At 71.3% G+C, this 21,580-nt stretch carries 20 protein-coding genes and 1 pseudogene; 12 read left to right on the top strand and 9 right to left on the bottom strand.

Going from position 1 to position 21,580, the window contains the following annotated elements; translation table 11 throughout:
• Window positions 1–10: 10 nt before the first annotated feature.
• The gene (locus IE273_RS37735) at window positions 11–517 is read right to left on the bottom strand and encodes a SigE family RNA polymerase sigma factor (protein ID WP_189819639.1); all 507 of its coding nucleotides are present in this window, start codon (window positions 515–517) and stop codon (window positions 11–13) included.
• Window positions 518–629: 112 nt separating this feature from the next.
• Window positions 630–2,882 (bottom strand): glycogen debranching protein GlgX, encoded by a 2,253-nt coding sequence (gene glgX, locus IE273_RS37730; RefSeq protein WP_189819638.1) that lies wholly within the window; start codon window positions 2,880–2,882, stop codon window positions 630–632.
• A gap of 228 nt (window positions 2,883–3,110) precedes the next feature.
• Between glgX and IE273_RS37725 the strand changes: the two genes are divergently transcribed.
• From IE273_RS37725 to IE273_RS37700, 6 genes are all read left to right on the top strand, one after another.
• Window positions 3,111–4,334, top strand: a complete 1,224-nt coding sequence (locus IE273_RS37725; RefSeq protein ID WP_189819637.1) for a L,D-transpeptidase — start codon at window positions 3,111–3,113, stop codon at window positions 4,332–4,334.
• 157 nt (window positions 4,335–4,491) lie between these two features.
• Entirely contained in the window at window positions 4,492–5,727 is a 1,236-nt protein-coding gene (locus IE273_RS37720) for a L,D-transpeptidase (protein WP_229887940.1), read from the top strand.
• 80 nt (window positions 5,728–5,807) lie between these two features.
• Window positions 5,808–6,575, top strand: coding sequence for an enoyl-CoA hydratase/isomerase family protein (locus IE273_RS37715; RefSeq protein WP_189819636.1), 768 nt, complete (start codon window positions 5,808–5,810; stop codon window positions 6,573–6,575).
• Window positions 6,576–6,769: 194 nt separating this feature from the next.
• Entirely contained in the window at window positions 6,770–7,378 is a 609-nt protein-coding gene (locus IE273_RS37710) for an ATP-binding protein (RefSeq protein WP_189819658.1), read from the top strand.
• Between the two features lie 99 nt (window positions 7,379–7,477).
• Window positions 7,478–8,254 carry a polysaccharide deacetylase family protein gene (locus IE273_RS37705; RefSeq protein WP_189819635.1) on the top strand — a complete coding sequence of 259 codons (777 nt, stop codon included), beginning with the start codon at window positions 7,478–7,480 and terminating at the stop codon, window positions 8,252–8,254.
• Window positions 8,254–9,441 (top strand): YncE family protein, encoded by a 1,188-nt coding sequence (locus IE273_RS37700; RefSeq protein ID WP_189819634.1) that lies wholly within the window; start codon window positions 8,254–8,256, stop codon window positions 9,439–9,441. The genes IE273_RS37705 and IE273_RS37700 overlap by 1 nt, the downstream gene beginning before the upstream one ends.
• Here the strand turns inward: IE273_RS37700 and IE273_RS37695 are convergent.
• Window positions 9,408–10,061, bottom strand: a complete 654-nt coding sequence (locus IE273_RS37695; RefSeq protein ID WP_189819633.1) for a GNAT family N-acetyltransferase — start codon at window positions 10,059–10,061, stop codon at window positions 9,408–9,410. The two genes, IE273_RS37700 and IE273_RS37695, sit on opposite strands and share 34 nt — an antisense overlap.
• Before the next feature lie 48 nt (window positions 10,062–10,109).
• Here IE273_RS37695 and IE273_RS37690 point away from each other — a divergent pair, with 48 nt between their 5' ends.
• Window positions 10,110–11,021, top strand: coding sequence for a helix-turn-helix domain-containing protein (locus IE273_RS37690; protein ID WP_189819632.1), 912 nt, complete (start codon window positions 10,110–10,112; stop codon window positions 11,019–11,021).
• 59 nt (window positions 11,022–11,080) lie between these two features.
• Window positions 11,081–11,293 carry an EF-hand domain-containing protein gene (locus IE273_RS37685; RefSeq protein ID WP_189819657.1) on the top strand — a complete coding sequence of 71 codons (213 nt, stop codon included), beginning with the start codon at window positions 11,081–11,083 and terminating at the stop codon, window positions 11,291–11,293.
• A 67-nt stretch (window positions 11,294–11,360) separates the two neighbouring features.
• On the opposite strand, the gene IE273_RS37680 is transcribed toward IE273_RS37685, so the two are convergent.
• On the bottom strand, window positions 11,361–12,170 hold the full coding sequence (locus tag IE273_RS37680) for an ABC transporter ATP-binding protein (protein WP_189819631.1): 810 nt from the start codon (window positions 12,168–12,170) through the stop codon (window positions 11,361–11,363).
• A complete protein-coding gene (locus IE273_RS37675) occupies window positions 12,167–13,852 on the bottom strand; it encodes a 2-isopropylmalate synthase (RefSeq protein WP_189819630.1) in 1,686 nt (561 codons plus the stop codon). The genes IE273_RS37680 and IE273_RS37675 overlap by 4 nt, the downstream gene beginning before the upstream one ends.
• A 206-nt stretch (window positions 13,853–14,058) precedes the next feature.
• Here IE273_RS37675 and IE273_RS37670 point away from each other — a divergent pair, with 206 nt between their 5' ends.
• On the top strand, window positions 14,059–14,751 hold the full coding sequence (locus IE273_RS37670) for a FadR/GntR family transcriptional regulator (RefSeq protein WP_189819629.1): 693 nt from the start codon (window positions 14,059–14,061) through the stop codon (window positions 14,749–14,751).
• A 122-nt stretch (window positions 14,752–14,873) separates the two neighbouring features.
• The gene (locus IE273_RS37665) at window positions 14,874–15,569 is read left to right on the top strand and encodes an NADPH-dependent F420 reductase (RefSeq protein ID WP_189819628.1); all 696 of its coding nucleotides are present in this window, start codon (window positions 14,874–14,876) and stop codon (window positions 15,567–15,569) included.
• A gap of 31 nt (window positions 15,570–15,600) precedes the next feature.
• On the opposite strand, the gene IE273_RS37660 is transcribed toward IE273_RS37665, so the two are convergent.
• A complete protein-coding gene (locus IE273_RS37660) occupies window positions 15,601–16,158 on the bottom strand; it encodes a glycoside hydrolase family 25 protein (RefSeq protein ID WP_189819627.1) in 558 nt (185 codons plus the stop codon).
• Window positions 16,159–16,194: 36 nt separating this feature from the next.
• Window positions 16,195–17,217: a phosphatidylinositol-specific phospholipase C domain-containing protein gene (locus IE273_RS37655; protein ID WP_229887938.1), complete on the bottom strand. Its 1,023-nt coding sequence runs from the start codon at window positions 17,215–17,217 to the stop codon at window positions 16,195–16,197.
• A gap of 167 nt (window positions 17,218–17,384) precedes the next feature.
• Here IE273_RS37655 and IE273_RS37650 point away from each other — a divergent pair.
• Window positions 17,385–18,422 (top strand): annotated as a pseudogene (locus tag IE273_RS37650) (M28 family metallopeptidase); the annotation flags it as partial.
• Between the two features lie 118 nt (window positions 18,423–18,540).
• Here the strand turns inward: IE273_RS37650 and IE273_RS37645 are convergent.
• Both IE273_RS37645 and IE273_RS37640 read right to left on the bottom strand, forming a co-directional pair.
• The gene (locus IE273_RS37645) at window positions 18,541–19,977 is read right to left on the bottom strand and encodes a tyrosine-type recombinase/integrase (RefSeq protein WP_189819625.1); all 1,437 of its coding nucleotides are present in this window, start codon (window positions 19,975–19,977) and stop codon (window positions 18,541–18,543) included.
• Between the two features lie 114 nt (window positions 19,978–20,091).
• The gene (locus IE273_RS37640; protein ID WP_229887937.1) at window positions 20,092–20,358 is read right to left on the bottom strand and encodes a helix-turn-helix transcriptional regulator; all 267 of its coding nucleotides are present in this window, start codon (window positions 20,356–20,358) and stop codon (window positions 20,092–20,094) included.
• Between the two features lie 409 nt (window positions 20,359–20,767).
• Between IE273_RS37640 and IE273_RS37635 the strand changes: the two genes are divergently transcribed.
• A complete protein-coding gene (locus IE273_RS37635) occupies window positions 20,768–21,505 on the top strand; it encodes an AbiTii domain-containing protein (RefSeq protein WP_189819624.1) in 738 nt (245 codons plus the stop codon).
• Window positions 21,506–21,580: the final 75 nt, after the last annotated feature.

Genomic DNA, 21,580 nt, shown 5'->3' with positions numbered 1-21,580 from the left:
GGGTTCTCCCTCACCCCACCGGCTCGATGACGTCGGCCAGCAGCCCGCGGAGCCGGGCCACCCCGCGCGCGGCATGGGACCGGGCCGTGCCCACCGGGCAGCCCAGAACCTCCGCGACCTGCCGGTCGGGCAGGTCCTGGTAGTAGCGCAGCACCACGGCGGCCCGCTGCCGCGGCGTCAGCTGGCCGAGCGCCGCCTCCAGGCGGGACCGCTCGGCCACGGTCGCCGACATGTCGCCGGCCGCCGCCACCTCGGGCAGTTCCTCCACCGGCCGTTCGCCCCACCAGCGCCGCCGCGCCGACCGGGCCGCGGCCCGCGCCAGCACCTTGCGCACATACGCCTCCGGCGCCTCGTCGGCGACCTTCGGCCAGACGAACCACAGCTTGACCAAGGACTCCTGCAACAGGTCCTCGGCGCGGTGCCGGTCCCCGCCGGTGAGCAGACGGGCGAGATGGAACAACACCGACCAGCGGGCCGCCACGAACGCGTCGTACTCACCGGCCCTGGTCTGCTCCATCCCACGGTCCCCGTCCTCGCCGGCTCTTCCTCCACCAGGGGTAAGGCACTGGACCCCCGCCGGCGCTGCACTCGGCGAGCGTGATCCGCGTCACGCACGGCTCCCCGCGGGTTCAGGCCACCCTCAGCAGCAGCACCGCCCGCGCCGGGACCGTGATCTCCGCCCCCGCCCGGTGGACCGTGCCCGGCGCCCGCTCCTGCTCCTCCAGCGAGGTGTCCACGACCACCTCGTACCGCTGCGCCCACGGCGGGCCGGGCAGCACGAAACCGGTCGGCCTCTCGCCCGCGTGCAGCACGGCGAGGAAGCTGTCGTCCACCACCGGCGCGCCCCGCTCGTCGCGGCCCGGGATGTCCCGGCCGGACAGGTACATGCCGAGCGTGGCGGCGGGCGCGTACCAGTCGCCCTCGGTCATCTCGGCGCCCCGCGCGGTGAACCAGGCCAGGTCGCGCAGCCCGTCCGCGGTCTGGGCGCGGCCGGAGAAGAAGGCCCGCCGGCGCAGGACCGGATGCCGGTGGCGCAGCGCGATCAGCCGCGAGGTCAGGTCGAACAGCGCCCGCCAGCCGGGCTGCTCCAGCAGCGACCAGTCGAGCCAGCCGATCTCGTTGTCCTGGCAGTAGGCGTTGTTGTTGCCGCGCTGGGTGCGGCCCAGTTCGTCGCCCGCGACCAGCATGGGCACACCGGTGGACAGCAGCAGGGTCGTCAGCAGGTTCCGCAGCTGCCTGCGGCGCAGGGCCCGTACGCCCTCGTCGTCGGTCTCGCCCTCGGCGCCGCAGTTCCAGGAGCGGTTGTCGTTCGTGCCGTCCTGGTTGTCCTCGCCGTTGGCCTCGTTGTGCTTGGTCCCGTACGACACCAGGTCGCGCAGGGTGAAGCCGTCGTGCGCGGTGACGAAGTTGACGGAGGCGTAGGGGCGCCGGCCGCCCCAGGCGTACAGGTCGCTGGAGCCGGAGAGGCGGTAGCCCATCTCGCGCACGTCGGGCAGGGCGTGCCGCCAGAAGTCCCGGACCGCGTTGCGGTAGCGGTCGTTCCACTCGGTCCACAGGGGCGGGAACGCGCCCACCTGGTAGCCACCGGAGCCGATGTCCCACGGCTCGGCGATCAGCTTCACCCGGCGCAGCACCGGGTCCTGGGCGATGACCGCCAGGAACGGGGAGAGCATGTCGACGTCGTGCATCGAGCGGGCCAGCGCCGCCGCGAGGTCGAAGCGGAAGCCGTCCACGCCCATCTCGGTCACCCAGTAGCGCAGCGAGTCGGTGATCAGGCGCAGCACCTGGGGCCGTACGACGTGCAGGGTGTTGCCGCAGCCGGTGTAGTCGGCGTACCGGCGGGCGTCGTCCTGGAGCCGGTAGTAGCCGCGGTTGTCGATGCCCTTCAGGGACAGCGTGGGGCCCAGCTCACCCGCCTCCGCGGTGTGGTTGTAGACCACGTCCAGGATGACCTCGATGCCGGCCGCGTGCAGCGCGCGCACCATCCGCTTGAACTCGCCGACCTGCTGTCCGGTGGTGCCGGAGGCCGCGTAGGCCGCGTGCGGGGCGAAGTAGCCGATGGAGTTGTAGCCCCAGTAGTTCCGCAGGCCCCGGCGCAGCAGGTGGTCCTCGTGCGCGAACTGGTGCACCGGCAGCAGCTCGACGGCCGTGACGCCCAGCCTGACGAGGTGGTCGATCGCGGCCGGGTGCGCCAGGCCCGCGTAGGTGCCGCGCAGTTCCTCGGGGACGCCGGGGTGCAGCCGGGTGAAGCCCCGCACGTGCAGCTCGTAGATCACCGAGTCGGCCCACGGCGTCTTGGGGCGCCGGTCGTCGGACCAGTCGTCGTCATCGTGGACGACGACCCCCTTCGGGACGTACGGCGCCGAGTCCCGCTCGTCGCGCACGGTGTCGGCGACCGACTGGTCCGGCCAGTCCCGCACGTGCCCGTACACCTGCGGTGACAGCCCGGACGAGGCGAACTCCCCGTCCACCGCGCGCGCGTACGGGTCGAGCAGCAGCTTCGCCGGGTTCCAGCGGGCGCCGGTCCATGGGTCCCAGCGGCCGTCCACCCGGTAGCCGTAGCGCTGACCCGGCATCACACCGGGCACGAAGCCGTGCCAGATCTCGTGCGTCAGTTCGGTCAGCGGGAGCTGCGTCTCCCGGCCGCCCTCGTCGAAGAGACAGACCCGGACCGCCTCCGCACCGGCCGCCCACAGCGCGAAGTTGGTGCCCGCGACCCCGTCGGGGCCGGTCCGGAACCGGGCCCCCAGCGGGGTCGGCGCACCCGGCCACACCGCCGGGACGGGCGGTACGGCCCGCCGGGCGCCGTTCACCGCCGCCGGTTGCCCGCTTCCCGCGGCCGGCACCCCGGCCGGTGCCCGCTGCTCGGCTGCGCTCGTCACTGTCGCCCCTCTTCCCAGTGGCTCGCCCGAGGGGCGCGACCGGCCGCGCCGGGTGGCCGGGGCGCTCTCGGCACCCCGGCCACCCGGTCCGGCCGCGCCCCGACGGCTCCGACGCGGGCCGGGGGTCCCCTGCGGGGAGACCCCCGACGTGTCGTCCTTCCCTCTGTTCTGCCCAGCGCGTGGCTCGCACTCACGTTTCCCCGGAGCGGGCCGGTCGTTGGGTCTCGCGTGAGGCACGTAACTGGACGCGCACGGCGCGCGGGGGCCGCGCTGGCCGCTGTACTGACATGGGCGGGGCTGCTCGCGGGCTGCTCCATGGACGGCCCGGGCCCCCTGGGCATGGGCGGGACGCTGGGCAAGCCCCCGGCCCCCGAGGACGTCATCCGGGTGACCCCCGACGACGGCGGCAAGGCCGTCCGTCCGGGTGACCGGCTACGGGTACGGGTGCCCGGCGGGCGCCTGGAGAAGGTGACCGTCGTCAAGTCGCAGGACGCGCAGGAGACGCCGGTCCCGGGGCGCATCAGCGAGGACGGGCTGACCTGGCGCCCCGACGAGGACCAGTTGGCGCTGGCCGCCAAGTACACCGTCGACGCGGTCGCGCTGGACTCCCACGGCCGCCGCTCGGCCCGGCACACCACCTTCACCACCTACGTCCCCGACCAGCGGTTCATCGCCTACGTCAGCCCCGAGAACCGCGCCACCGTCGGCACCGGCATGATCGTCTCGCTCTCCTTCAGCCAGGAGATCACCGACCGCGCCGCCGTCCAGCGCGCCGTCCGGGTCAGCGCGCGGCCCCCGGTCGAGATCCGCCCGCACTGGTTCGGCAAGGGCCGCCTGGACTTCCGCCCGGAGCGCTACTGGAAGCCCGGCACCGAGGTGACCGTCGACCTGGACCTGCGGGACGTCCAGGGCGCCCGCGGGATCTACGGCCTCCAGGACAAGACGTTCTCCTTCACCGTCGGCCGCAGCCAGACCTCCCTGGTCGACGTGGCCCAGCACACCATGGACGTCCGGCGCGACGGACACCTCCTCGCCACCGTCCCCATCACCGCGGGCGCCCCCAAGCACCCGACGTACAACGGGAAGATGGTGGTGATGGACATGCTGGAGGTCACCCGCATGAACAGCCAGACGGTCGGCCTCGGCGCCGAGTACGACATCCCCGACGTCCCGCACGCCATGAAGCTCACCGACTCCGGCACCTTCCTGCACGGCAACTACTGGGCGCCGGACGCCCCCGGCCAGGTCAACGTCAGCCACGGCTGCGTGGGCCTCATGGACGTCAAGGGCGGCAGCTCGGACACCCCGGCGGGCTGGTTCTTCGACCGCAGCCTCGTCGGGGACGTCATCGAAGTGGTCAACAGCAAGGACAAGACCGTCGCTCCCGACAACGGCCTCGGCGGCTGGAACATGGGCTGGAAGGCATGGAAAGCGGGCAGCGCGGTGAAGTAACCAGGTGAGGGGGCGGGACGCGCGCGCGGGTGCCGGGCGGAAGTTGCGACGGAACGGTGACATTCGCCTGACACCCCGCTCAAATCCTGGCAGTTAATATGCGCGCACAATGTGGTGGGGAGCGGGCCTGACCAGGTCCGCTGGAGGGGAGAACAACGTGAACACGCGGCCTGTGGCGGGGGCGTCGGCTCGGGGGCGGCGAGGCCGTGGGGGACTGGCACTCATAGCCGGTGCCCTGGTGCTGTCGCTCGCCGCGTGCGGCGGGGGCGACGACTCGGGCTCCGGTTCCGGGGACGGGAAGGGCAAGGGCGCCGGCAGCCAGAAGGGCGAGCAGTCCGCGGCCGCGGTCAGCATCGCGCCCAAGTCCGGTGCCACCGGCGTCGACACCAGCGGGGCGCTCAAGGTCGGCGTCGCCCGGGGCAAGCTGACCGAGGTCACCGTCAAGGACGCCAAGGGCGCGAAGGTCGAGGGCGCGATATCCGGCGGCGGCGCCTCCTGGACGCCGTCGACCCATCTGGCCGCCGGCACCAAGTACACGGTGCACGCGGTCGCCAAGGACTCCGAGGGCCGCGAGGCCGCCGAGGACTCCACCTTCACCACGCTGACCCCGAAGAACACCTTCGTCGGCTACTTCACCCCCGAGGACGGCTCCACGGTCGGCGTCGGGATGCCGTTCTCCATACGGTTCACCCGGGGCATCACCAGCCCGGACGCGGTCGAGAAGGCCATCCGCGTCAAGACCGAGCCGGCCGTCGACGTCGAGGGCCACTGGTTCGGCAACGACCGCCTCGACTTCCGCCCCGAGAAGTACTGGAAGGAAGGCACCAAGGTCACCGTCGACCTCGACCTGGACGGCGTCGAGGGCCGTGACGGCGTCTACGGCAAGCAGCGCAAGACCGTGAAGTTCACCATCGGCCGCAACCAGGTCTCCGTCGTGGACGCCAAGAAGCACACGATGAAGGTCACCCAGGACGGCAAGGTCGTCAGGACCGTCCCGGTCACCACCGGCAAGCCCGGCTACGACACCTGGAACGGCCAGATGGTCATGAGCGAGAAGCTCACCGTCACCCGCATGAACGGCGAGACCGTCGGCTACGGCGGCGAGTACGACATCAAGGACGTCCCGCACGCCATCCGCCTCACCAACTCCGGCACCTTCATCCACGGCAACTACTGGGCGCCGGACGCCCCCGGCCACTACAACGCCAGCCACGGCTGCGTCGGCCTGCGCGACGTGCGCGGCGGCTACGACAGCTCCGTCCCGGGCGCCTGGTTCTTCAACCACTCGATGATCGGTGACGTGGTCGTCGTCAAGAACTCCCACGACGCCACGGTCGCCCCCGACAACGGCCTCAACGGCTGGAACATGTCGTGGGCCGACTGGAAGAAGTGAGCCCCGTCTGACGTAAGGGCCCGGTGCTGTGACCTACGGCACCGGGCCCATTGTCGTTAGTGGCCGTTAACCTGACCTCCATGACCGTCACTCTCGAAGTCGCCGAAGGCGTCGGCACCCTGCGGCTCGACCGGCCGCCGATGAACGCGCTGGACATCGCCACCCAGGACCGGCTGAAGGAGCTGGCCGAGGAGGCCGCGGACCGCGACGACGTACGCGCCGTGGTGATCTACGGCGGCGAGCGGGTGTTCGCGGCGGGCGCGGACATCAAGGAGATGCAGGCCATGGACCACGCGGCGATGGTCCGCCGCTCCCGCGCCCTCCAGGACTCCTTCACCGCCGTCGCCCGCATCCCCAAGCCCGTCGTCGCGGCCATCACCGGCTACGCCCTCGGCGGCGGCTGCGAGCTCGCCCTGTGCGCCGACTACCGCATCGCCGCCGACAACGCCAAGCTCGGCCAGCCCGAGATCCTGCTCGGCCTGATCCCGGGCGCCGGCGGCACCCAGCGGCTGCCCCGGCTGATCGGCCCCTCCAAGGCCAAGGACCTGATCTTCACGGGCCGTCAGGTCAAGGCCGACGAGGCCCTCGCCATCGGCCTGGTGGACCGCGTCGTACCGGCCGCCGAGGTGTACGAGCAGGCGCACGCCTGGGCCGCGCGGCTCGCCCAGGGCCCGGCCATCGCGCTGCGCGCGGCCAAGGAGTCCGTCGACACCGGTCTGGAGGCCGACATCGACACCGGGCTCGCCGTCGAACGGAACTGGTTCGCGGGTCTGTTCGCCACCGAGGACCGCGAGCGCGGCATGCGCAGCTTCGTGGAGGAGGGGCCGGGCAAGGCCAAGTTCGTCTGACCGTCAACGGCGTGAACGCCCCGCCGACTTCCGCGGGTCGCCTTGCAATTGACGCGTCGTCTGATTCGGGTCCCTCGATGGGGCGGTTTATGGGAGCCTTAACCCAACCTTAAGCCTGCCTTGTCGAGGGAGCCCGACGATTGCCAGGAAGTGAGCCGTCGCCGCAGGTCAGCCAGGCTGTACCGGACATCGACATGTCGACGGCATATGCCGATCGACGGGCGCGGGACAGGGGCGTGCGAGGGGCGTATTCCCCCGGAACGGCCCCCAAGACGGCTCCGGACGGCCATCATGGGGGCATGGCGGGGCTGGAGGGCATCGAACAGCCGCGGGGAGACAGCCGTGCGGCCGTTGCACGCTGGTCACCCGCGGTCGAGGACGAACAGGGACTCAAGGCGCTCGAACTGTTCGGGAACCCGACGGAGGCGGAGGTCCCGCTGCCGTCCCGCCCGGAGTCCGCGGCCACCGCCCGCCGGCTCGCCCAGGTCGTCGTGCTGCGCACCTGGCGGCTCACCCCCAAACTGGCCGAGGACGCCGTCCTGCTCGTGTCGGAACTCGTCGGCAACGCCGTACGGCACACCGGCGCCCGCGTCTTCTGCCTGCGCATGCGCCGCCGCACCGGCTGGCTCCGGGTCGAGGTCCGCGACCCCTCGCGCGGGCTGCCCTGTCTGATGCCGGTCCAGGAACTGGACGTCAGCGGACGCGGACTGTTCCTCGTCGACAAGCTCGCCGACCGCTGGGGCGTCGACCTGCTGCCGCGGGGCAAGACGACATGGTTCGAGATGCGGGTCGCCGACCGCTAGAAGCGCCCCGAAGGGGCGCGGGAACCGGGTGACCAGCCACGACGACCCGCGCTCGACGCACGGCACCAATCGCCCGATTTCTTACTCATCACCCCTTAAATGGTGCGGGTGACCCCCATCCACCGCCGTGCCGTGCTGCGCACCGGCGCCAAAATCGCCGCCGGCGGTGCGCTCGCCGCCGGATGCGGCACCGGACACGCCGCCCGGCCCCCCGTCTCGGCCGCCCCCACGCAGTCCTCGGCGCACCCCCCGGCGGGCCCCCGCGCCTACCCGGGCCAGCCCGCCCAGATCACCCACGGCCCCCGCACCCGCCCCCAGGTGGCCCTCACCTTCCACGGCCAGGGGGATCCGGCCCTCGCCCGCGCGCTGCTCGACACCGCCGAACAGCGCGGTGCGCGGCTGACCGTGCTCGCCGTCGGCACCTGGCTGGACCAGCACCCGGACCTCGCCCGCCGCATCCTCGACGGCGGCCACGACCTCGGCAACCACACCCAGCGGCACATCGGCGTCAACACCCTGCCCGAGGCGGAGGCCCGCCGGGAGATCACCGACTGCGCCGCGCGGCTCAAGCGGCTCACCGGCTCCATCGGCACCTGGTTCCGCCCCTCCCGCGCCCCGGCCGCCTCCCCGCTCGTCGCCCGGCTGGCCCGCGCCGCCGGCTACCCGCACGTGCTGTCGTACGACGTCGACTCGCTCGACTACACCCGCCCCGGCGCCGCCGCCGTCACCCGTGAGGTCCTCGCCGGCGTACGCAACGGATCGGTGGTGAGCCTGCACTTCGGATACCCCGACACGGTCGCCGCCCTCCCCGACGTCCTGACCGAACTCGGCCGCCGCGGACTGCGCGCGGTCACCACCACGGAGCTGCTGAGCTGATGCGAACCTCGAAAGCCGCCCGCCTGCTGGCCGCCGGTGCCGCCGTCACCGTCCTGACACTGCTCTCCGCGTGCGGCGGCGGGTCCCGCGACCACCCGGACGAGGCCGTCGGCAGCAAGGCGCCGGTCCAGCCGAAGGTGAGGAAGCCGCTGGTCGACGTGTTGCCGGGGATGCCGCCGGTGGACGACCCGGCCGACCTCTACGCCGCCGACCGGCCGAACCGGCTCTCGCCCGTGGTCAAGGACTTCCCCTCCCGGGTGTACGTGCCCAACACCAACTCCGACACCGTCACCGTCATCGACCCCGCCACCTACCGGATCGTCGAGACCATCCCGGTCGGCCGCCAGCCCCAGCACGTCGTGCCGTCCTGGGACCTGAAGACCCTCTGGGTCAACAACGACCTCGGCAACAGCCTCACCCCGATCGACCCGCGGACCGGCCGGGCCGGCAAGCCGGTCGCCGTGCACGACCCGTACAACCTGTACTTCACGCCCGACGGCAAGTACGCCGTCGTCATGGCCTCCATGGACCGCCAGCTGGTCTTCCGCGACGCGCACACCATGAAGGTCGTCAAGGCCCTCCCGGTCAGCTGCTACGGCGTCAACCACGCCGACTTCTCCATCGACGGCCGCTACTTCATCGTCTCCTGCGAGTTCAGCGGCGAGATCCTCAAGGTCGACACGGCGCGGATGAAGGTGGTCGCCCAGGAGAAGCTGCCGTTCCACGGCGCCATGCCGCAGGACGTCAAGATCTCACCGGACGGGAAGCTGTTCTACATCGCCGACATGATGGCCAACGGCTTGTGGATCCTCGACGGCGACAAGTTCACCCCGCCCCGGTTCCTCGCCACCGGCAAGGGCGCCCACGGCCTCTACGTCAGCCGCGACTCCCGCGAGATGTACATCTCCAACCGGGGCGAGGGCACCATCTCGATCTTCGACTTCACCCGGAACCGGCTCACCAAGAAGTGGCGCCTGCCCGGCGGCGGCAGCCCCGACATGGGCGGGGTATCCACCGACGGCAAGGTGCTGTGGCTGTCCGGCCGCTACAACTCCGAGGTGTACGCCATCGACACCCGCACCGGCGCCGAACTGGCCCGCGTCAAGGTCGGCAGCGGCCCGCACGGCCTCGCCGTCTACCCCCAGCCGGGCCGCTACTCACTGGGGCACACCGGCATCTTCCGCTGAAGCAGCAGTTCCGCGCCCACCGGACGGTACCCGGCGGCCTGGAACGCCCGTAGGCTGCGGGCGTTCCCCGGGGTGACCTGCGCCCACAGCGGCTCCGTGGCGAGCTGCCGGGCGGCGGTCACCAGCAGCCGCCCGAGCCCCCGGTGCCGGGCGTCCTCGGCCACCTCCACCGACACCTCCAGCCGCCCGGCGACCCCACGCCCCATGACCAGCACCCCGCCGTCGGCCACCCAGGCCCGCACCTCGTCCCGGCGCCCCCGGGCGTACCGGATCCGGGGGTGGCCGGCGTCCTCGATCTCCGTCAGCGCGAGCGGGGGCTCACCCGGCAGCGGGTCGCCCACCAGCACCGCGTCGACGGTCTCGGCCCGGCGTCCGGTCCGGTCCAGGAGGGCGGTCAGGAAGCGCGGGTGCATCGTGGCCGCCAGGGGATCGCAGTCCACGCCGCGCAGCGTCGCGCGCACCCACTCCGGGTCCTCGTCGGTGAAGACCACCGAGTGCGCGGTGAAGGACAGCACCCCGGCGTCCCGCTCCGAGGGCTGCGCCACGATCGTCGTACCGCCGTCCGCCGGCGGGAAGGCACCGGCCGCCACCGCGTCGAGAATGTCCCGCAAGGTCTCCAAAACCCGCTCCTTGAGTCTCCACCCACTGGAAGGCCCAGACTCGCAGACATGATCGAGGACGGCACCGGACTTCTCACCATCGGCGAGCTGGCCCGCGCCACCGGACTGAGCGTGCGCACCATCCGCTACTGGTCCGACGCTGGCGTGCTCACCCCGGTGACCCGGTCGGCCGGCGGCTACCGGCTCTACGACGCCGGTGGCGTCGCCCGCCTGGAGCTGATCCGCACCCTGCGCGAACTGGGTCTCGGCCTGGCGGACGTGCGCGGGGTGCTGGCCGGCGAGCGGACCGTGGCCCAGGTCGCGGCCACGCATGTGGCGGCGCTGGACGCGCAGATCCGGTCGCTGAAGGTGACCCGTGCGGTGCTGTCCACCGTGGCGCGACGTGGTTCGACCGCAGAGGAGACGACACTCGTGAACAAGCTGGCGCGACTGTCCGCCGCCGAACGGCAGCGGATCATGGAGGAGTTCGTGGCGGAGACGCTGCACGGGCTCGACACCGTGGACCCCGACATCCGGGAGCGGATGCGGCGCACCGCCGTCCACCTGGCGGAGGACCCCACGCCCGAGGAGGTGGACGCCTGGGTGGAGCTGGCCGAGATGCTCCAGGACCCGGCGTTCCGGGCGCAGATGCGCCGGGCTGTCGAGTTCAACGCGGCCGACCGGCGGCCCGGCGAGCCGGGCGGGCGGTCGCTGTGGTTCGCCAAGCGGCTGGTGGAGCTGGTGGCACCGGCCCGCGAGCGTGGCGTGGACCCCACCGGACCCGGGGCCGAGGAGGTGCTGGACGAACTGTTCGGCGACGCCGACCGGGGCGACGTACTGGACCGCATGACGGCCGGCTTCGACGAGCGCGTGGCCCGCTACCGGGAACTGGTCGCCGTGGTGAACCGGCAGCCCGCGCCACCGCACGCCGAGGACTTCGCCTGGGTGGTCGCCGCACTCCGCTCGCGTGCGGGCCGTTAATCTGACCTGCGTCAGTACGCCAGCACGGCATGAGAAACACGACCAAAAGGGGCGGATCGGTGGCGGACATCGAGGAAGCACGCAAGCAGTTCCAGCGGATCGACGCGGACGGTGACGGATTCATCACCGCAGCGGAGTTCAAGTCCGCCCTCGCGCAGCAGGGTGACTGGAACGTCACCGAGGCGGTCGCGGAGGCCGTCATCAAGACCCGCGACCTCAACGGCGACAAGGTGCTGTCGTTCGACGAGTTCTGGGCCTACCTGAGCAAGTGACCCGCCGGCGACAGGGGGTGCCCGCCCCGAGCGGCCTGGGCACCCCCTTCGTCGTGCCGTCGTGCCGTCACGCCCCGCGCCGGATCCGCACGCTCCAGCGCCCCTCGTGCCGCGCCAGCGTCAACGGCAGGTCGAAGCACTTGCCGACCTGGTCGCCGGTGAGCACCGACGCGACCGGCCCCGAGGCCAGCACCCGTCCGTCGCGCAGCAGCACGGCGTGCGTGGTACCCGCCGGCAGCTCCTCCAGATGGTGGGTGACCAGCACCGTCGCCAGCGCCGGGTGAGCCGCCCGCAGCTCCTCCAGCGCATCGATCAGCTGCTCGCGGCCGGGCAGGTCCAGGCCGGTCGCCGGCTCGTCCAGGAGCAGCAGCCGCGGCCGGGGCATCAACGCCCGCGCGATCAGCGTCCGGCCGCGCTGTCCCTGTGAGAGGGTCGGCCACCGGGCGTCCCGCAGCGCCCCCAGCCCCAGCGTGGCCAGCAGTGCCTCGGCCCGCTCCGTCTGCTCCGGGGTGGGCCGCCACCGGGGGACCGGCTCGACCGAGTTCGTCACCCCGGTGAGCACCACGTCCCGTACCCGCAGCGGCGAGGTCAGCGGATGGCGCGGGTCGACGTGCCCGACCAGGGCCCGCAGCTCGCGCAGATCCACCCGGCCCAGCCGGTGTCCGAGCACCTCCACCGTGCCCCGGGTCGGATGGACCAGCGCGCCGAGCAGCCCCAGCAGAGTGGACTTGCCCGCGCCGTTGGCGCCGAGCAGCGCCCAGTGCTCACCGGCCCGGACGGTCAGGGAGACCTCCTGGAGGATGGGCCGCCCGTCCCGGACGACGTGCACGTCCTCGGCGCGCAGCACCTCCGGCACCTCCGTCGTCGGCTCCGTCATCGCACCGCCCGGTTCACCGCGGACAGCACCGCGTGCACGGCGGCCGACGGTCCCGTTCCCGCGCCCCAGGCCGTGACGCCGCCGACCCGGCACTCGGCGAAGGCCGCCGTCCCGTCCTCGGTGAAGTCCAGGACCTCGACCGCGACGCCCGCACCGGCCAGCGCGTCGACGAAGGCGGTCAGCGGACCGGCGCCCGTGCCCTCGTGGTCGCCGACGCGGTCGCCGGCCTCCAGGGTGCAGACGAAGCGGTGCACGCCGGGGGCCTGTTCCCACGCGGACCAGTCATGCAGCCGTACCGCCGCCCCGTCCGTCAGGTAGGTCGCCCGGAAGAGCTCGTACAGCTCCTTCGGCGTCGCCTCCCGCCCGCTGTCGTCCGTCGCCTCCTGCACGACCCGCGCGAAGTCGGCCCGCATCCGCGCCGGCAGGTCGATGCCGTGGTGCGTGCGCAGCAGATACGCCACCCCGCCCTTGCCCGACTGGGAGTTGACGCGGATCACCGCCTCGTACGACCGCCCCACGTCCGCCGGGTCGATCGGCAGATACGGCACCGACCACGGCGCCTGGGCCTTCGGCACCCCCGACTCCCGGGCGCGGCGCGCGTGCTCGGCCAGTCCCTTGCCGATCGCGTCCTGGTGGGTGCCGGAGAACGCCGTGTGGACCAGGTCCCCGGCATAGGGGTGCCGCGGGTGCACCGGCAGCCGGTTGCAGTGCTCCACCGTCTCCCGTACGGCGTCGATGTCGCCGAGGTCGACCATGGGGTCGACCCCCTGGGCGTAGAGGTTGAGTGCGAGGGTCACCAGGTCGACGTTACCGGTGCGCTCGCCGTTGCCGAACAGGCAGCCCTCCACCCTCTGGGCGCCGGCCAGCACGGCGAGTTCGGCGCAGGCGACCCCCGTGCCGCGGTCGTTGTGCGGATGCACCGAGAGGATCACGGAGTCCCGGCGGGCGAGGTTGCGGTGCGCGTACTCGATCTGGTCGGCGTAGACGTTCGGCGTGGCGATCTCCACGGTCGCCGGCAGGTTGTGGGTGACCGGGCGGTCCGGGCTCGCGTCCCACAGCTCCGTGAGCCCGTCGCACAGTTCGAGGACGAAGTCCGGCTCGGTGAGATTGAACGTCTCCGGCGAGAACTGGAAGCGGACGCCGGGCGCGTCCCCGGCCCGCCGGGCCATGTGCTCCGCCGCCCCGCGCACGGTCCGCCACACCTCGGCCCGGCTGCGGCCGAGCACCACCTCCCGCCAGACCGGCGAGGTGGCGATGTACAGGTGGACCACGGCCCGCGGCAGCCCCTCGATCGCGTCGAAGGTCCGGTCGATCAGGTCGGCGCGGGCGGGCGTGAAGACGACGGGCGTCACGTCGTCCGGTACCACCCCGCCGTCCGCCAGGTGCCGGACGAAGTCGAAGTCGGTACGGCTCGCGGAGGGATAGCCGACCTCGATCTCCTTGAAGCCCACCGCCACCAGCAGGTCGAAGAAGCGGCGCTTGCGGGGCGTGTCCATGGGCTCGGCCAGCGCCTGGTTGCCGTCGCGCAGATCCACGGGCACCCAGAGCGGGGCGCGCTCGATCCGGGCGGCGGGCCAGGCCCGGTCGGCCACGGGCACGCTCACCCGGTCCTGGAAGGGGCGGTAGCGGTGGTACGGCATCGGGCTGGGCCGCTGGGGGTTCCAGACGGGGGTGGTGGTCATCGTCGGCTGCCTCTCGGCTCGGTCGGACGGTGACCGGCAGCGCGGGGCCCCGCGGCGGGGGGCCGGTCGCGTCAAACCCCGCCGCGGCAGCCGAGAAGAAGCAGACCGCGAAGTGTCATGCCGGGTACGCTAGCGACACCTCAGCTCCTCAGACAAGTGAGTATCCGTCCGCACACCCTCGTCTCCCCAGCAAGGTGGTGACCTCCATGCCGCTCGGCGCCCTCCGCCCCAGCCCGCTGGTCGAACAGGCCGCGCAGCGCCTGCGGGACCAGATCACCGCCGGGCACTGGCCCGTCGGCACCAAGCTGCCCGGCGAGACCACCCTCGCCCGGGAACTCGGCGTCGGCCGCTCCACGGTCCGCGAGGCCCTGCGTGCCCTCGCCGGGGCCGGACTGGTCCGGCCCCGGCACGGCGCCGGCGTCTTCGTCATCGCCACCGAGCCCGCCGAGGACTGGCCCGCCCGGCTGCGCCGGGCCGCGGTCACCGATGTCTACGAGGTCCGCATGGGCGTGGAGGTGCAGGCGGCCCGGCTCGCCGCGCGGCGCCGCACCCCCGAGGACGTCACGGCGCTGCGGGCCGCGCTGGAGGACCGCCGTACGGCCGCCGCCGGGGACGACGCGGGCTTCGTGGACGCCGACATCGCTCTGCACGCGGCCGTGGTCGCCGCCGCTCACAACCCCGTGCTCACCGGCCTGTTCACCGAGTTCCTCCCCGTCCTGCGGGAGGGCCTGGTGACCCTGCTGGACCTCACCCGGCTGCGCGAGGAGGACCCGGGCACCGGCGACGACACCCACGCCGCCCTGGTCCACGCCATCGCCGGGGCGGACGCGGACCGGGCGGCGGCCGTCCTGATGACGGAGCTGGACCGGACGCTGGAGCTGCTGCGCGAGCGGGAATGAGGGGTACGCGGGAGCGGCGGCCCAGGTGGTTCAGGGCACCTCGCCGCGGCACCGGCTGTCACCCGTTCGGCGCGCGATGAGGAATAGGCCCGGGTCCGGCGAGGTTCACCCGGGAACATCGCATGCACGCGCATAGACCATCCGGAGGGTCAGCCATGAAGATCGGCATCATCGGCGCGGGGAACATCGGCGGCAACCTCACCCGGCGGCTCACCGCCCTCGGCCACGACGTCTCCGTCGCCAACTCCCGGGGCCCGGAGACGCTCCGTGACCTCGCGGAGGAGACCGGCGCCACCCCCGTCCGGGCCGAGGAGGCGGCCGAGGGCGCCCGGGTCGTGGTCGTCACCGTGCCGCTGAAGGCGGTCCCGGACCTGCCCGCCGGCCTGCTGGACGGCGCGGCCGAGGGCGTCGCGGTGATCGACACCGGCAACTACTACCCGCAGCAGCGGGACGGCCGGATCGCGGCCATCGAGGACGAGGGCCTCACCGAGAGCCGCTGGACCGAGCAGCACCTCGGCCACCCGGTGATCAAGGCGTTCAACGGCACCTACGCCCAGGACATCCTGGACCGGCCCCGCCCCGCGGGCGACCCCGAGCGCATGGCCCTCCCGGTCGCCGGCGACGACGAGGGGGCCAAGCGGATCGTCCGCGACCTGATCGACGAACTCGGCTTCGACACGGTCGACGCCGGCACCATCGCCGACTCCTGGCGCCAGCAGCCCGGCACCCCGGTCTACGGCCTGCGCGCCGGCGCGGACGCGGTACGCAAGGCCCTCGCGGAAGCCTCCCCGGAACGCCCGGCGGACTTCCGGGGCTGACCCCGGCGGGGCGGTGGGGGCCATGAGCGCGTCACGCGCTCGTGGCCCACTCCTTCAGCGCCGCCTTGCTCGCGAAGTTCGTCACGTCCTTGTCGTGCGGTTCGCTGGTGTACTGGTGGAACCGCCACGTGGCCTTGATCCGGGGCTTGCCCGCGGTGACGTAGTCGGCGATCCACAGCCCGTCCCCGGCGTAGGAGGTGCTGTCGATGTTCAGCCAGAACTGGCGGTTGCAGTAGAGCACCACCCGGTTGTCCGGCCGTAGTTCCTTCAGTTTGCGGATGAAGCGGTCCTTCTCGGCGTTGCTCGCGTGGGTGCCGTCGCCGGTGGTCTCCCAGTCGACGGCGAGGAGGTCGCCGCGGCGCTCCGGGGTGTGGCTGAGGAAGTACTCGGCCTGGGCGGTGAGGTTGCCGGGCCACAGGAAGTGGTAGAAGCCGACGACCAGGCCCGCGTCCCGGGCGTGCTTGGTCTGGGCGGCGAGTCTGGGATTGACGTACGAACGGCCTTCCGTCGCCTTGATGAAGACGAAGGAGAGACCGTTCGTCGCGTAGGAGGAGGACTGGTAGGCGCTCACGTCGATGCCATGCAGCATGTGAAGGTTGTCCCCCGTGAGCGCCGGTCCGGAACCTCAGCTTCGGGTGGTCACCGAACTGAGGACCGCGGCGGACTTCGCCGACCAGTCCGAGGTGATCAGGCTCGCGTGGTTCTTGGCCAACAGGGCCAGACGCGCGGTGACTTCGGCGTCCGTCGGGCTGGTGGAGGAGATCGCCGGTGAGACGTTGTGGGCGTCCGTGGTGATCAGGATGTAGTGGTTCGCGGAGTAGAACGAGGTGTCGTAGCCGCTGTTGACGTACGTGGCCGCGTCACCGTCGAAGAACACGAACCAGGGGCGGATCGAGGCGTCGTAGCGGCTGGTGCGAGGGTCGCCGTTCGCGGCGCCGAGGACGACCGGGAAGGCCTGGGCCGCCGAGATGTTGCCGGCCGCCTTCAGGTCGCGCAGGTGGTCGCCGTACTCCTCGTCCGTCCAGTAGCTGTCGAACGGGTTGGACTGCTCCACCGTGCCCGGGATCAGGTCGAAGACGAACTTGCCCTTGAGGGAGTCCCGGGCGGGCCAGGCGTTGGCCTTCGCCGCCGCGTCCAGCGTGCCGTACGTCCCGCCGAGCAGGTCGGCCGGCTTGTAGACGCTGCTGCCCAGCTTCTGCGCGACGAGCGTGTCGAACTCGTCCGGTCCGAGGCCCGCGTTGTCGTTGAAGCCGACCTTCATCTCGACCTTGACGACGATCGGCGGGTGGTCGGGGTGGAGCTGGTTCCAGGCGGCCATGTTGTCCAGGCAGCTGCCGAGGTCCTGGTTGCGGCTCTTGCTGTACAGCTCGCCCGGGGTCTTCGCCGCCTCGCAGTTGTTGTCGTTGCCCAGCGGGTTGCTGTGGCTGACCCGCCAGCGGTGACTGATGCTGTCGACGTAGACGTCCAGCTCCAGCAGCGAGGCGCCGGAGTCCAACGCCTGTGCGAAGTAGGTGTACTTGGCCTTGTCGTAAGCGTTGTGCGTGCCGATGGCCGTCGTCTCGGAGAACTTCGGCGACGCCGCGCGGGCGTTGCCCGGCACCACCACCAACAGGGCGGCGGCCCCCACGAGCGCCGCCGGCCGTTTCATCCCGCGTATCACCGAACTTCCCCTCACTGCCGTTGAGTTGGCGGCAGCGTACGGGTGTGCGGTTATCGCGTGGTAGCCCCATGGGGAACAACGGCCGGGAAGGCGGGTGCAGGCTCCTGATCCGGCCGATGTCGCGAGCCGGGGCTTGACCTGCTCTTGGCGTGTCCATGACTATCTGGGGTGAGGTGGCACGGCTCCCCAGGCCCGACCCTCACCTTCCGTTTCCTCACCCCCCACAAGGAGACACGGTGCGAGCAGCACGAAGAACGACCCTGACCGGCCTCGCGCTCGTCACGGCCGCCGCCGGCCTCGCCGCGCTGCCCCCGGACGCCGAAGCGGCCTCCCCTGCCCCCACCCTCACCACGGCCGCGCCCGACATCGACGTGGCCAGGGTCCAGGCACACCTCACCGAACTCAACGCCATAGCGAGCCGCAACGGCGGCAACCGCAGATCGACCGGCCAGGGCTACCGCGACTCGGTCGCCTATGTGAAGGGCAAGCTCCAGGCGGCCGGCTACACCGTCACCGAACAGGCGTGCACGTCAGGCTGCACCCGTGGCGCCGGACCCAACCTGATCGCCGAGTGGCCCTACGGCGACGCGTCGAAGGTGTACATGTTCGGCGCACACCTCGACGGCGTCTCCGCCGGACCCGGCATCAACGACAACGGCTCCGGCAGCGCGACCCTCCTGGAGGTCGCGCTGAAACTCGCCGAGACCCGCCCCTCGATGGCGGCCCGCGTTCGCTTCGGCTGGTGGACGGACGAGGAGCAGGGGCTCAACGGCTCGGACTTCTACGTCCGTTCCCTGACCTCCGCCCAGCGCTCGGCGATCAAGGCGTACTACAACTTCGACATGGTCGCCTCGCCCAACGGCGGTTACTTCATCAACCACGTCAACTCCACCGCCGCCGCGCCGATGAAGGCGTACTGGGACTCGCTGAACCTCCGGCCCGAGGAGAACACCGAGGGCGCGGGCCGCTCCGACGACTACTCCTTCGAGGCCTACGGCATCCCGACCTCCGGCTACGCCATGGGCGCGAGCGCCCGCAAGACCTCGACGCAGGCGGCCAAGTGGGGCGGCACGGCGGGTGCCGCGTACGACCGCTGCTACCACTCCTCCTGCGACACCACCGCCAACATCAACGCCACCGGCCTGAACCGCAGCGCCGACGGTGTCGCCTACACGCTGTGGCAGCAGGCGGTCTCGGCCACCGCCCTGAACCGGCCGCCACGCTGAGGGCCGGCCGACCCGCCCACGGGACGGGGAAGGGGAGGCGGATCCTCGTGATCCGCCTCCCCTCCCCGCGGGCCTTCGGCAGGGCCTAGCACTCGATGATGTTCACCGCCAGCCCGCCCCGGGCCGTCTCCTTGTACTTCACGGACATGTCGGCGCCGGGCGCGACCACCTCATTGACCTGCGGTTTTGAGGAGAATTCCTTGATCCAACCAACCAGCAGGGACTTCTCAGGGACTTTCGGCTGGTGGCGGTCCTCCAGCCACGCGTCCATGGCGGCGAGACCGCGCTGACCTGCGCCGGGCATGAAGTGAGCATAGTGGTCGAGAGTGACCTTCGGCGTCGAGTGCCCGAGCCACTTCGACAGGCTGACGATCGACTCGCCAGCCTCCAGCTGCACGCTCGCGTAGGTGTGCCGGAGGACGTGGAACATGTCCTCCCGCGGGGCGGCGTAGAGGGGGACGCGGCGCACACGGCCTCCGTCACGCCGCACCTTCTCCCCGACGGGCTTGATGATGCCGGCGGCAGCGAGGGCGGGCTTCCAGCTGCGGTCGTTCCAGGTGCGGTAGTAGATCCGGTTGCCGTGTGACGTGGTCAGCACCAGGTTCACCGTGATCGGCTTCCGCTGGCGTTCCTCCAGGGCGGTGGTCGGTGGCTCGGGGTTGCGCCAGGGCAGCGTGCAGGGCGTCGACGGGAACCGGCGGAAGTGAGCGCGTGCCCGGATGGCGAGATTGGGCGGGAGGGGCGCCTCGCGGGTCTTACGTCCCTTGGGGAGCGAGAAGTAGGGGCGTCCCTTGATGTCCCACTTGAGCTGGCGTCGCACGTGGACGACACCTGCTTCGAAGTCGAAGTCCTCTTCTGCGAGGCCGAAGGCCTCACCCTGGCGCAGCCCGAGCCCGATACCTAGATCGACAGCGAGCCGGTAGCGCTCCTGGAGGCCTGCCCGAACGGCGTCGACGACCTCACGAGCCCACGCCTTGGCCTTCTTCTCGGTCGGGCGCGGAGGCTTGACGCTGTTCCTGGCCTTTACGGGGTTTCGCAGCAGTCTCTGGTCGTCCACCGCGCTGCCGAGGATGGACGACAGATGTCCCCAGATCACCTCTGCCGTCGTCTCCTCGACCCGGGAGAGCAAGGCGGCCTTGAAGGAGCGCAAGGCCGCTGCGTCGATCTCACGCAGCGAGAGGTCTCCCACCAGCGGGATGATGTGGTTCCAGATGCGGCTGGCCATGGGGCCTGCGGTCGAGGGCTCGTCGGCTCGGGCCGACCACCAGTGGCCCATGATGTAGTCCGCGAGCGAGATCTCGCCCCTGCGTGGGTCGACGAAGTCGCCGCGACTGGAGTCGGTCCTGGCGGTGGCGAGCCACTGCTTGGCGTCCTCGCTCGTGTCGAAGGAACGGTCCTGGACTCCCGGGATTCCCTTGACCCGGTACCGCTTACCTTTGCCGTACAGGGAGGTGCGCTCGCGTTTGCCGGTCTGCTTGTTCGGCCGCTTCTTGAGCCAACGGTCTTCTATGTAACCGGCCATTCAGTTGGTCCTCCGTGCTTTACCTGCGTCACGTGCTGGTTGGTGGCAACGAACTTCGCGGCCGGTGCTTATCCCGGCTGCGGACGCTCTTTTCCTGGTCTTTTCGAAAGGGCGCTACTTGGGGAACTTGGTGCGACGCTGCGGCTTCTGCGCAAGAGGGTTGAGCGTGAGGTTGGACCTGGAGTCGGCCTGCTCCTGGGCTTGCACCCACGCGTCGAGAGCGGTGATGCGGTACATCACCCGGCGCCCCATCCGGAAGCTCGGAGGGCCTTGTCGGCGATGGCGCCAGACGTAAAGGGTATTGGGCGAGATACCGAGATACTCGGCGGCCCTCGGAAGGTTCAGGAAAGCGGTTTCGGGTGCTCGGCCGGTTTGTGGCACGACTGTTCTCCTGCCGTGATGACTACGACGACAGGACAAGAATCCAGAGAAAGGGCAACTTGGCCGGGCCGGGACTTTCTGTTACTGGCGACGTGCATGGGCGGTGAAGCCTGAGCCGAGTTCGCGGCGTGGCCGGGTCCGTGCCCAGCTTCTCGGTTCTCACAGGCCGTCAGGCTGAAGCGGCATCGGGTAGTCGACTCGCGCGGCGGTGGCTGCAGGTAGCCACGCCCACCCGACACAGGCCCTGCTCATGACCGACGCCGAAGCCGCCGACTGGCTCACCGCCACAGCGGCCGGACAGAACTGACCCGCCTCGGACACCCCGGGCCCCAGGGAGGTCAGCCATCCCTGGGGCCCAGCACGACGAAGGCGACCAGGGTTGTCAGTGGGACAGGGCAGACTGGATGCCGTGACGACCTCCGACGTTCGGGGCCTGGAGCAGCTTGAGCGCGCCGTCCTAGACGACACTGCCTCACTCGCCGCTGCCCTCCGGCAGTGCCTCATGCTGGCTGGATACGCCCACCATGAGGAACTGCGCGCCTGGGCGCTAAAGGAACTGGAGGGGTACCCGGCGGCCGATGAACTGCCCTCGTACCGGAAGGTGCCGGCAGCGCTCGAAGTGGAACTCACTCTCTACCTCCCGGGCCAGATCATCGAGGGCAGAACCCGGCGGATCAGCGTGGTCCAACTACCTCAGAGCGCTCGTGAGCGCGGCATCAGGGAGAGTGCACCGATCCGGCAAGGGGTCCGAGAACTCGAAGCTCTGATCGCCCTCAACGACAGGCTGATCCGTCTCAGCCCACCCGGATCAGCCGAGTACGTCCTGGAGATGACCCGCGAGCAGCAGCAAGGCGGCAATGAGTCCACCGAGATCACCGCTCTGAACTGGGCTATTGCCAAACCGAGCATCGAAGGCGTCCTCGATCACATCAGAACCCGTCTGACCCAATTCGTCGCGGAAGTGAGAGCCACCATGCCCGCCGGCCAGCAGAACCCCGACCCCAACCAGATCGACTCGGCCGCGCAGCAGGCCCTCAACATCAGCGGAGGGGACAACTCCATCTTCAACATCTCCGCACCGCACGCGAAGGCGGAGCGGGGCGGGGCGGTACCGCGAGCGCCAACGTCAACGAACCAGCGCCCGTGACTCCTCAGCCCTGGTGGCACCGAACCTCGGTCATCTGGACCGCCATCGCGGCAGTGGCGACGATCGCCGGCGTCA

The sequence above is a fragment of the Streptomyces olivaceoviridis genome, assembly GCF_014650115.1.
Classification (GTDB): Bacteria; Actinomycetota; Actinomycetes; order Streptomycetales; family Streptomycetaceae; genus Streptomyces; species Streptomyces olivaceoviridis.
The sequence above is the reverse complement of the archived record's forward strand: the minus strand, read 5'-3'. Positions and strand labels throughout refer to the sequence as shown.

Excerpts from the sequence above, each read along its gene's own strand:
- IE273_RS37645 (WP_189819625.1), bottom strand. The coding sequence starts at position 19,977 with ATGGCCGGTTACATAGAAGACCGTTGGCTCAAGAAGCGGCCGAACAAG.
- IE273_RS37690 (WP_189819632.1), top strand. The coding sequence starts at position 10,110 with ATGATCGAGGACGGCACCGGACTTCTCACCATCGGCGAGCTGGCCCGC.
- IE273_RS37660 (WP_189819627.1), bottom strand. The coding sequence starts at position 16,158 with ATGCTGCATGGCATCGACGTGAGCGCCTACCAGTCCTCCTCCTACGCG.
- IE273_RS37655 (WP_229887938.1), bottom strand. The coding sequence starts at position 17,217 with ATGAAACGGCCGGCGGCGCTCGTGGGGGCCGCCGCCCTGTTGGTGGTG.
- IE273_RS37715 (WP_189819636.1), top strand. The coding sequence starts at position 5,808 with ATGACCGTCACTCTCGAAGTCGCCGAAGGCGTCGGCACCCTGCGGCTC.
- IE273_RS37665 (WP_189819628.1), top strand. The coding sequence starts at position 14,874 with ATGCACGCGCATAGACCATCCGGAGGGTCAGCCATGAAGATCGGCATC.
- IE273_RS37680 (WP_189819631.1), bottom strand. The coding sequence starts at position 12,170 with ATGACGGAGCCGACGACGGAGGTGCCGGAGGTGCTGCGCGCCGAGGAC.
- IE273_RS37710 (WP_189819658.1), top strand. The coding sequence starts at position 6,770 with ATGTCGACGGCATATGCCGATCGACGGGCGCGGGACAGGGGCGTGCGA.
- IE273_RS37735 (WP_189819639.1), bottom strand. The coding sequence starts at position 517 with ATGGAGCAGACCAGGGCCGGTGAGTACGACGCGTTCGTGGCGGCCCGC.
- IE273_RS37670 (WP_189819629.1), top strand. The coding sequence starts at position 14,059 with ATGCCGCTCGGCGCCCTCCGCCCCAGCCCGCTGGTCGAACAGGCCGCG.
- IE273_RS37700 (WP_189819634.1), top strand. The coding sequence starts at position 8,254 with ATGCGAACCTCGAAAGCCGCCCGCCTGCTGGCCGCCGGTGCCGCCGTC.
- IE273_RS37675 (WP_189819630.1), bottom strand. The coding sequence starts at position 13,852 with ATGACCACCACCCCCGTCTGGAACCCCCAGCGGCCCAGCCCGATGCCG.
- IE273_RS37705 (WP_189819635.1), top strand. The coding sequence starts at position 7,478 with ATGGTGCGGGTGACCCCCATCCACCGCCGTGCCGTGCTGCGCACCGGC.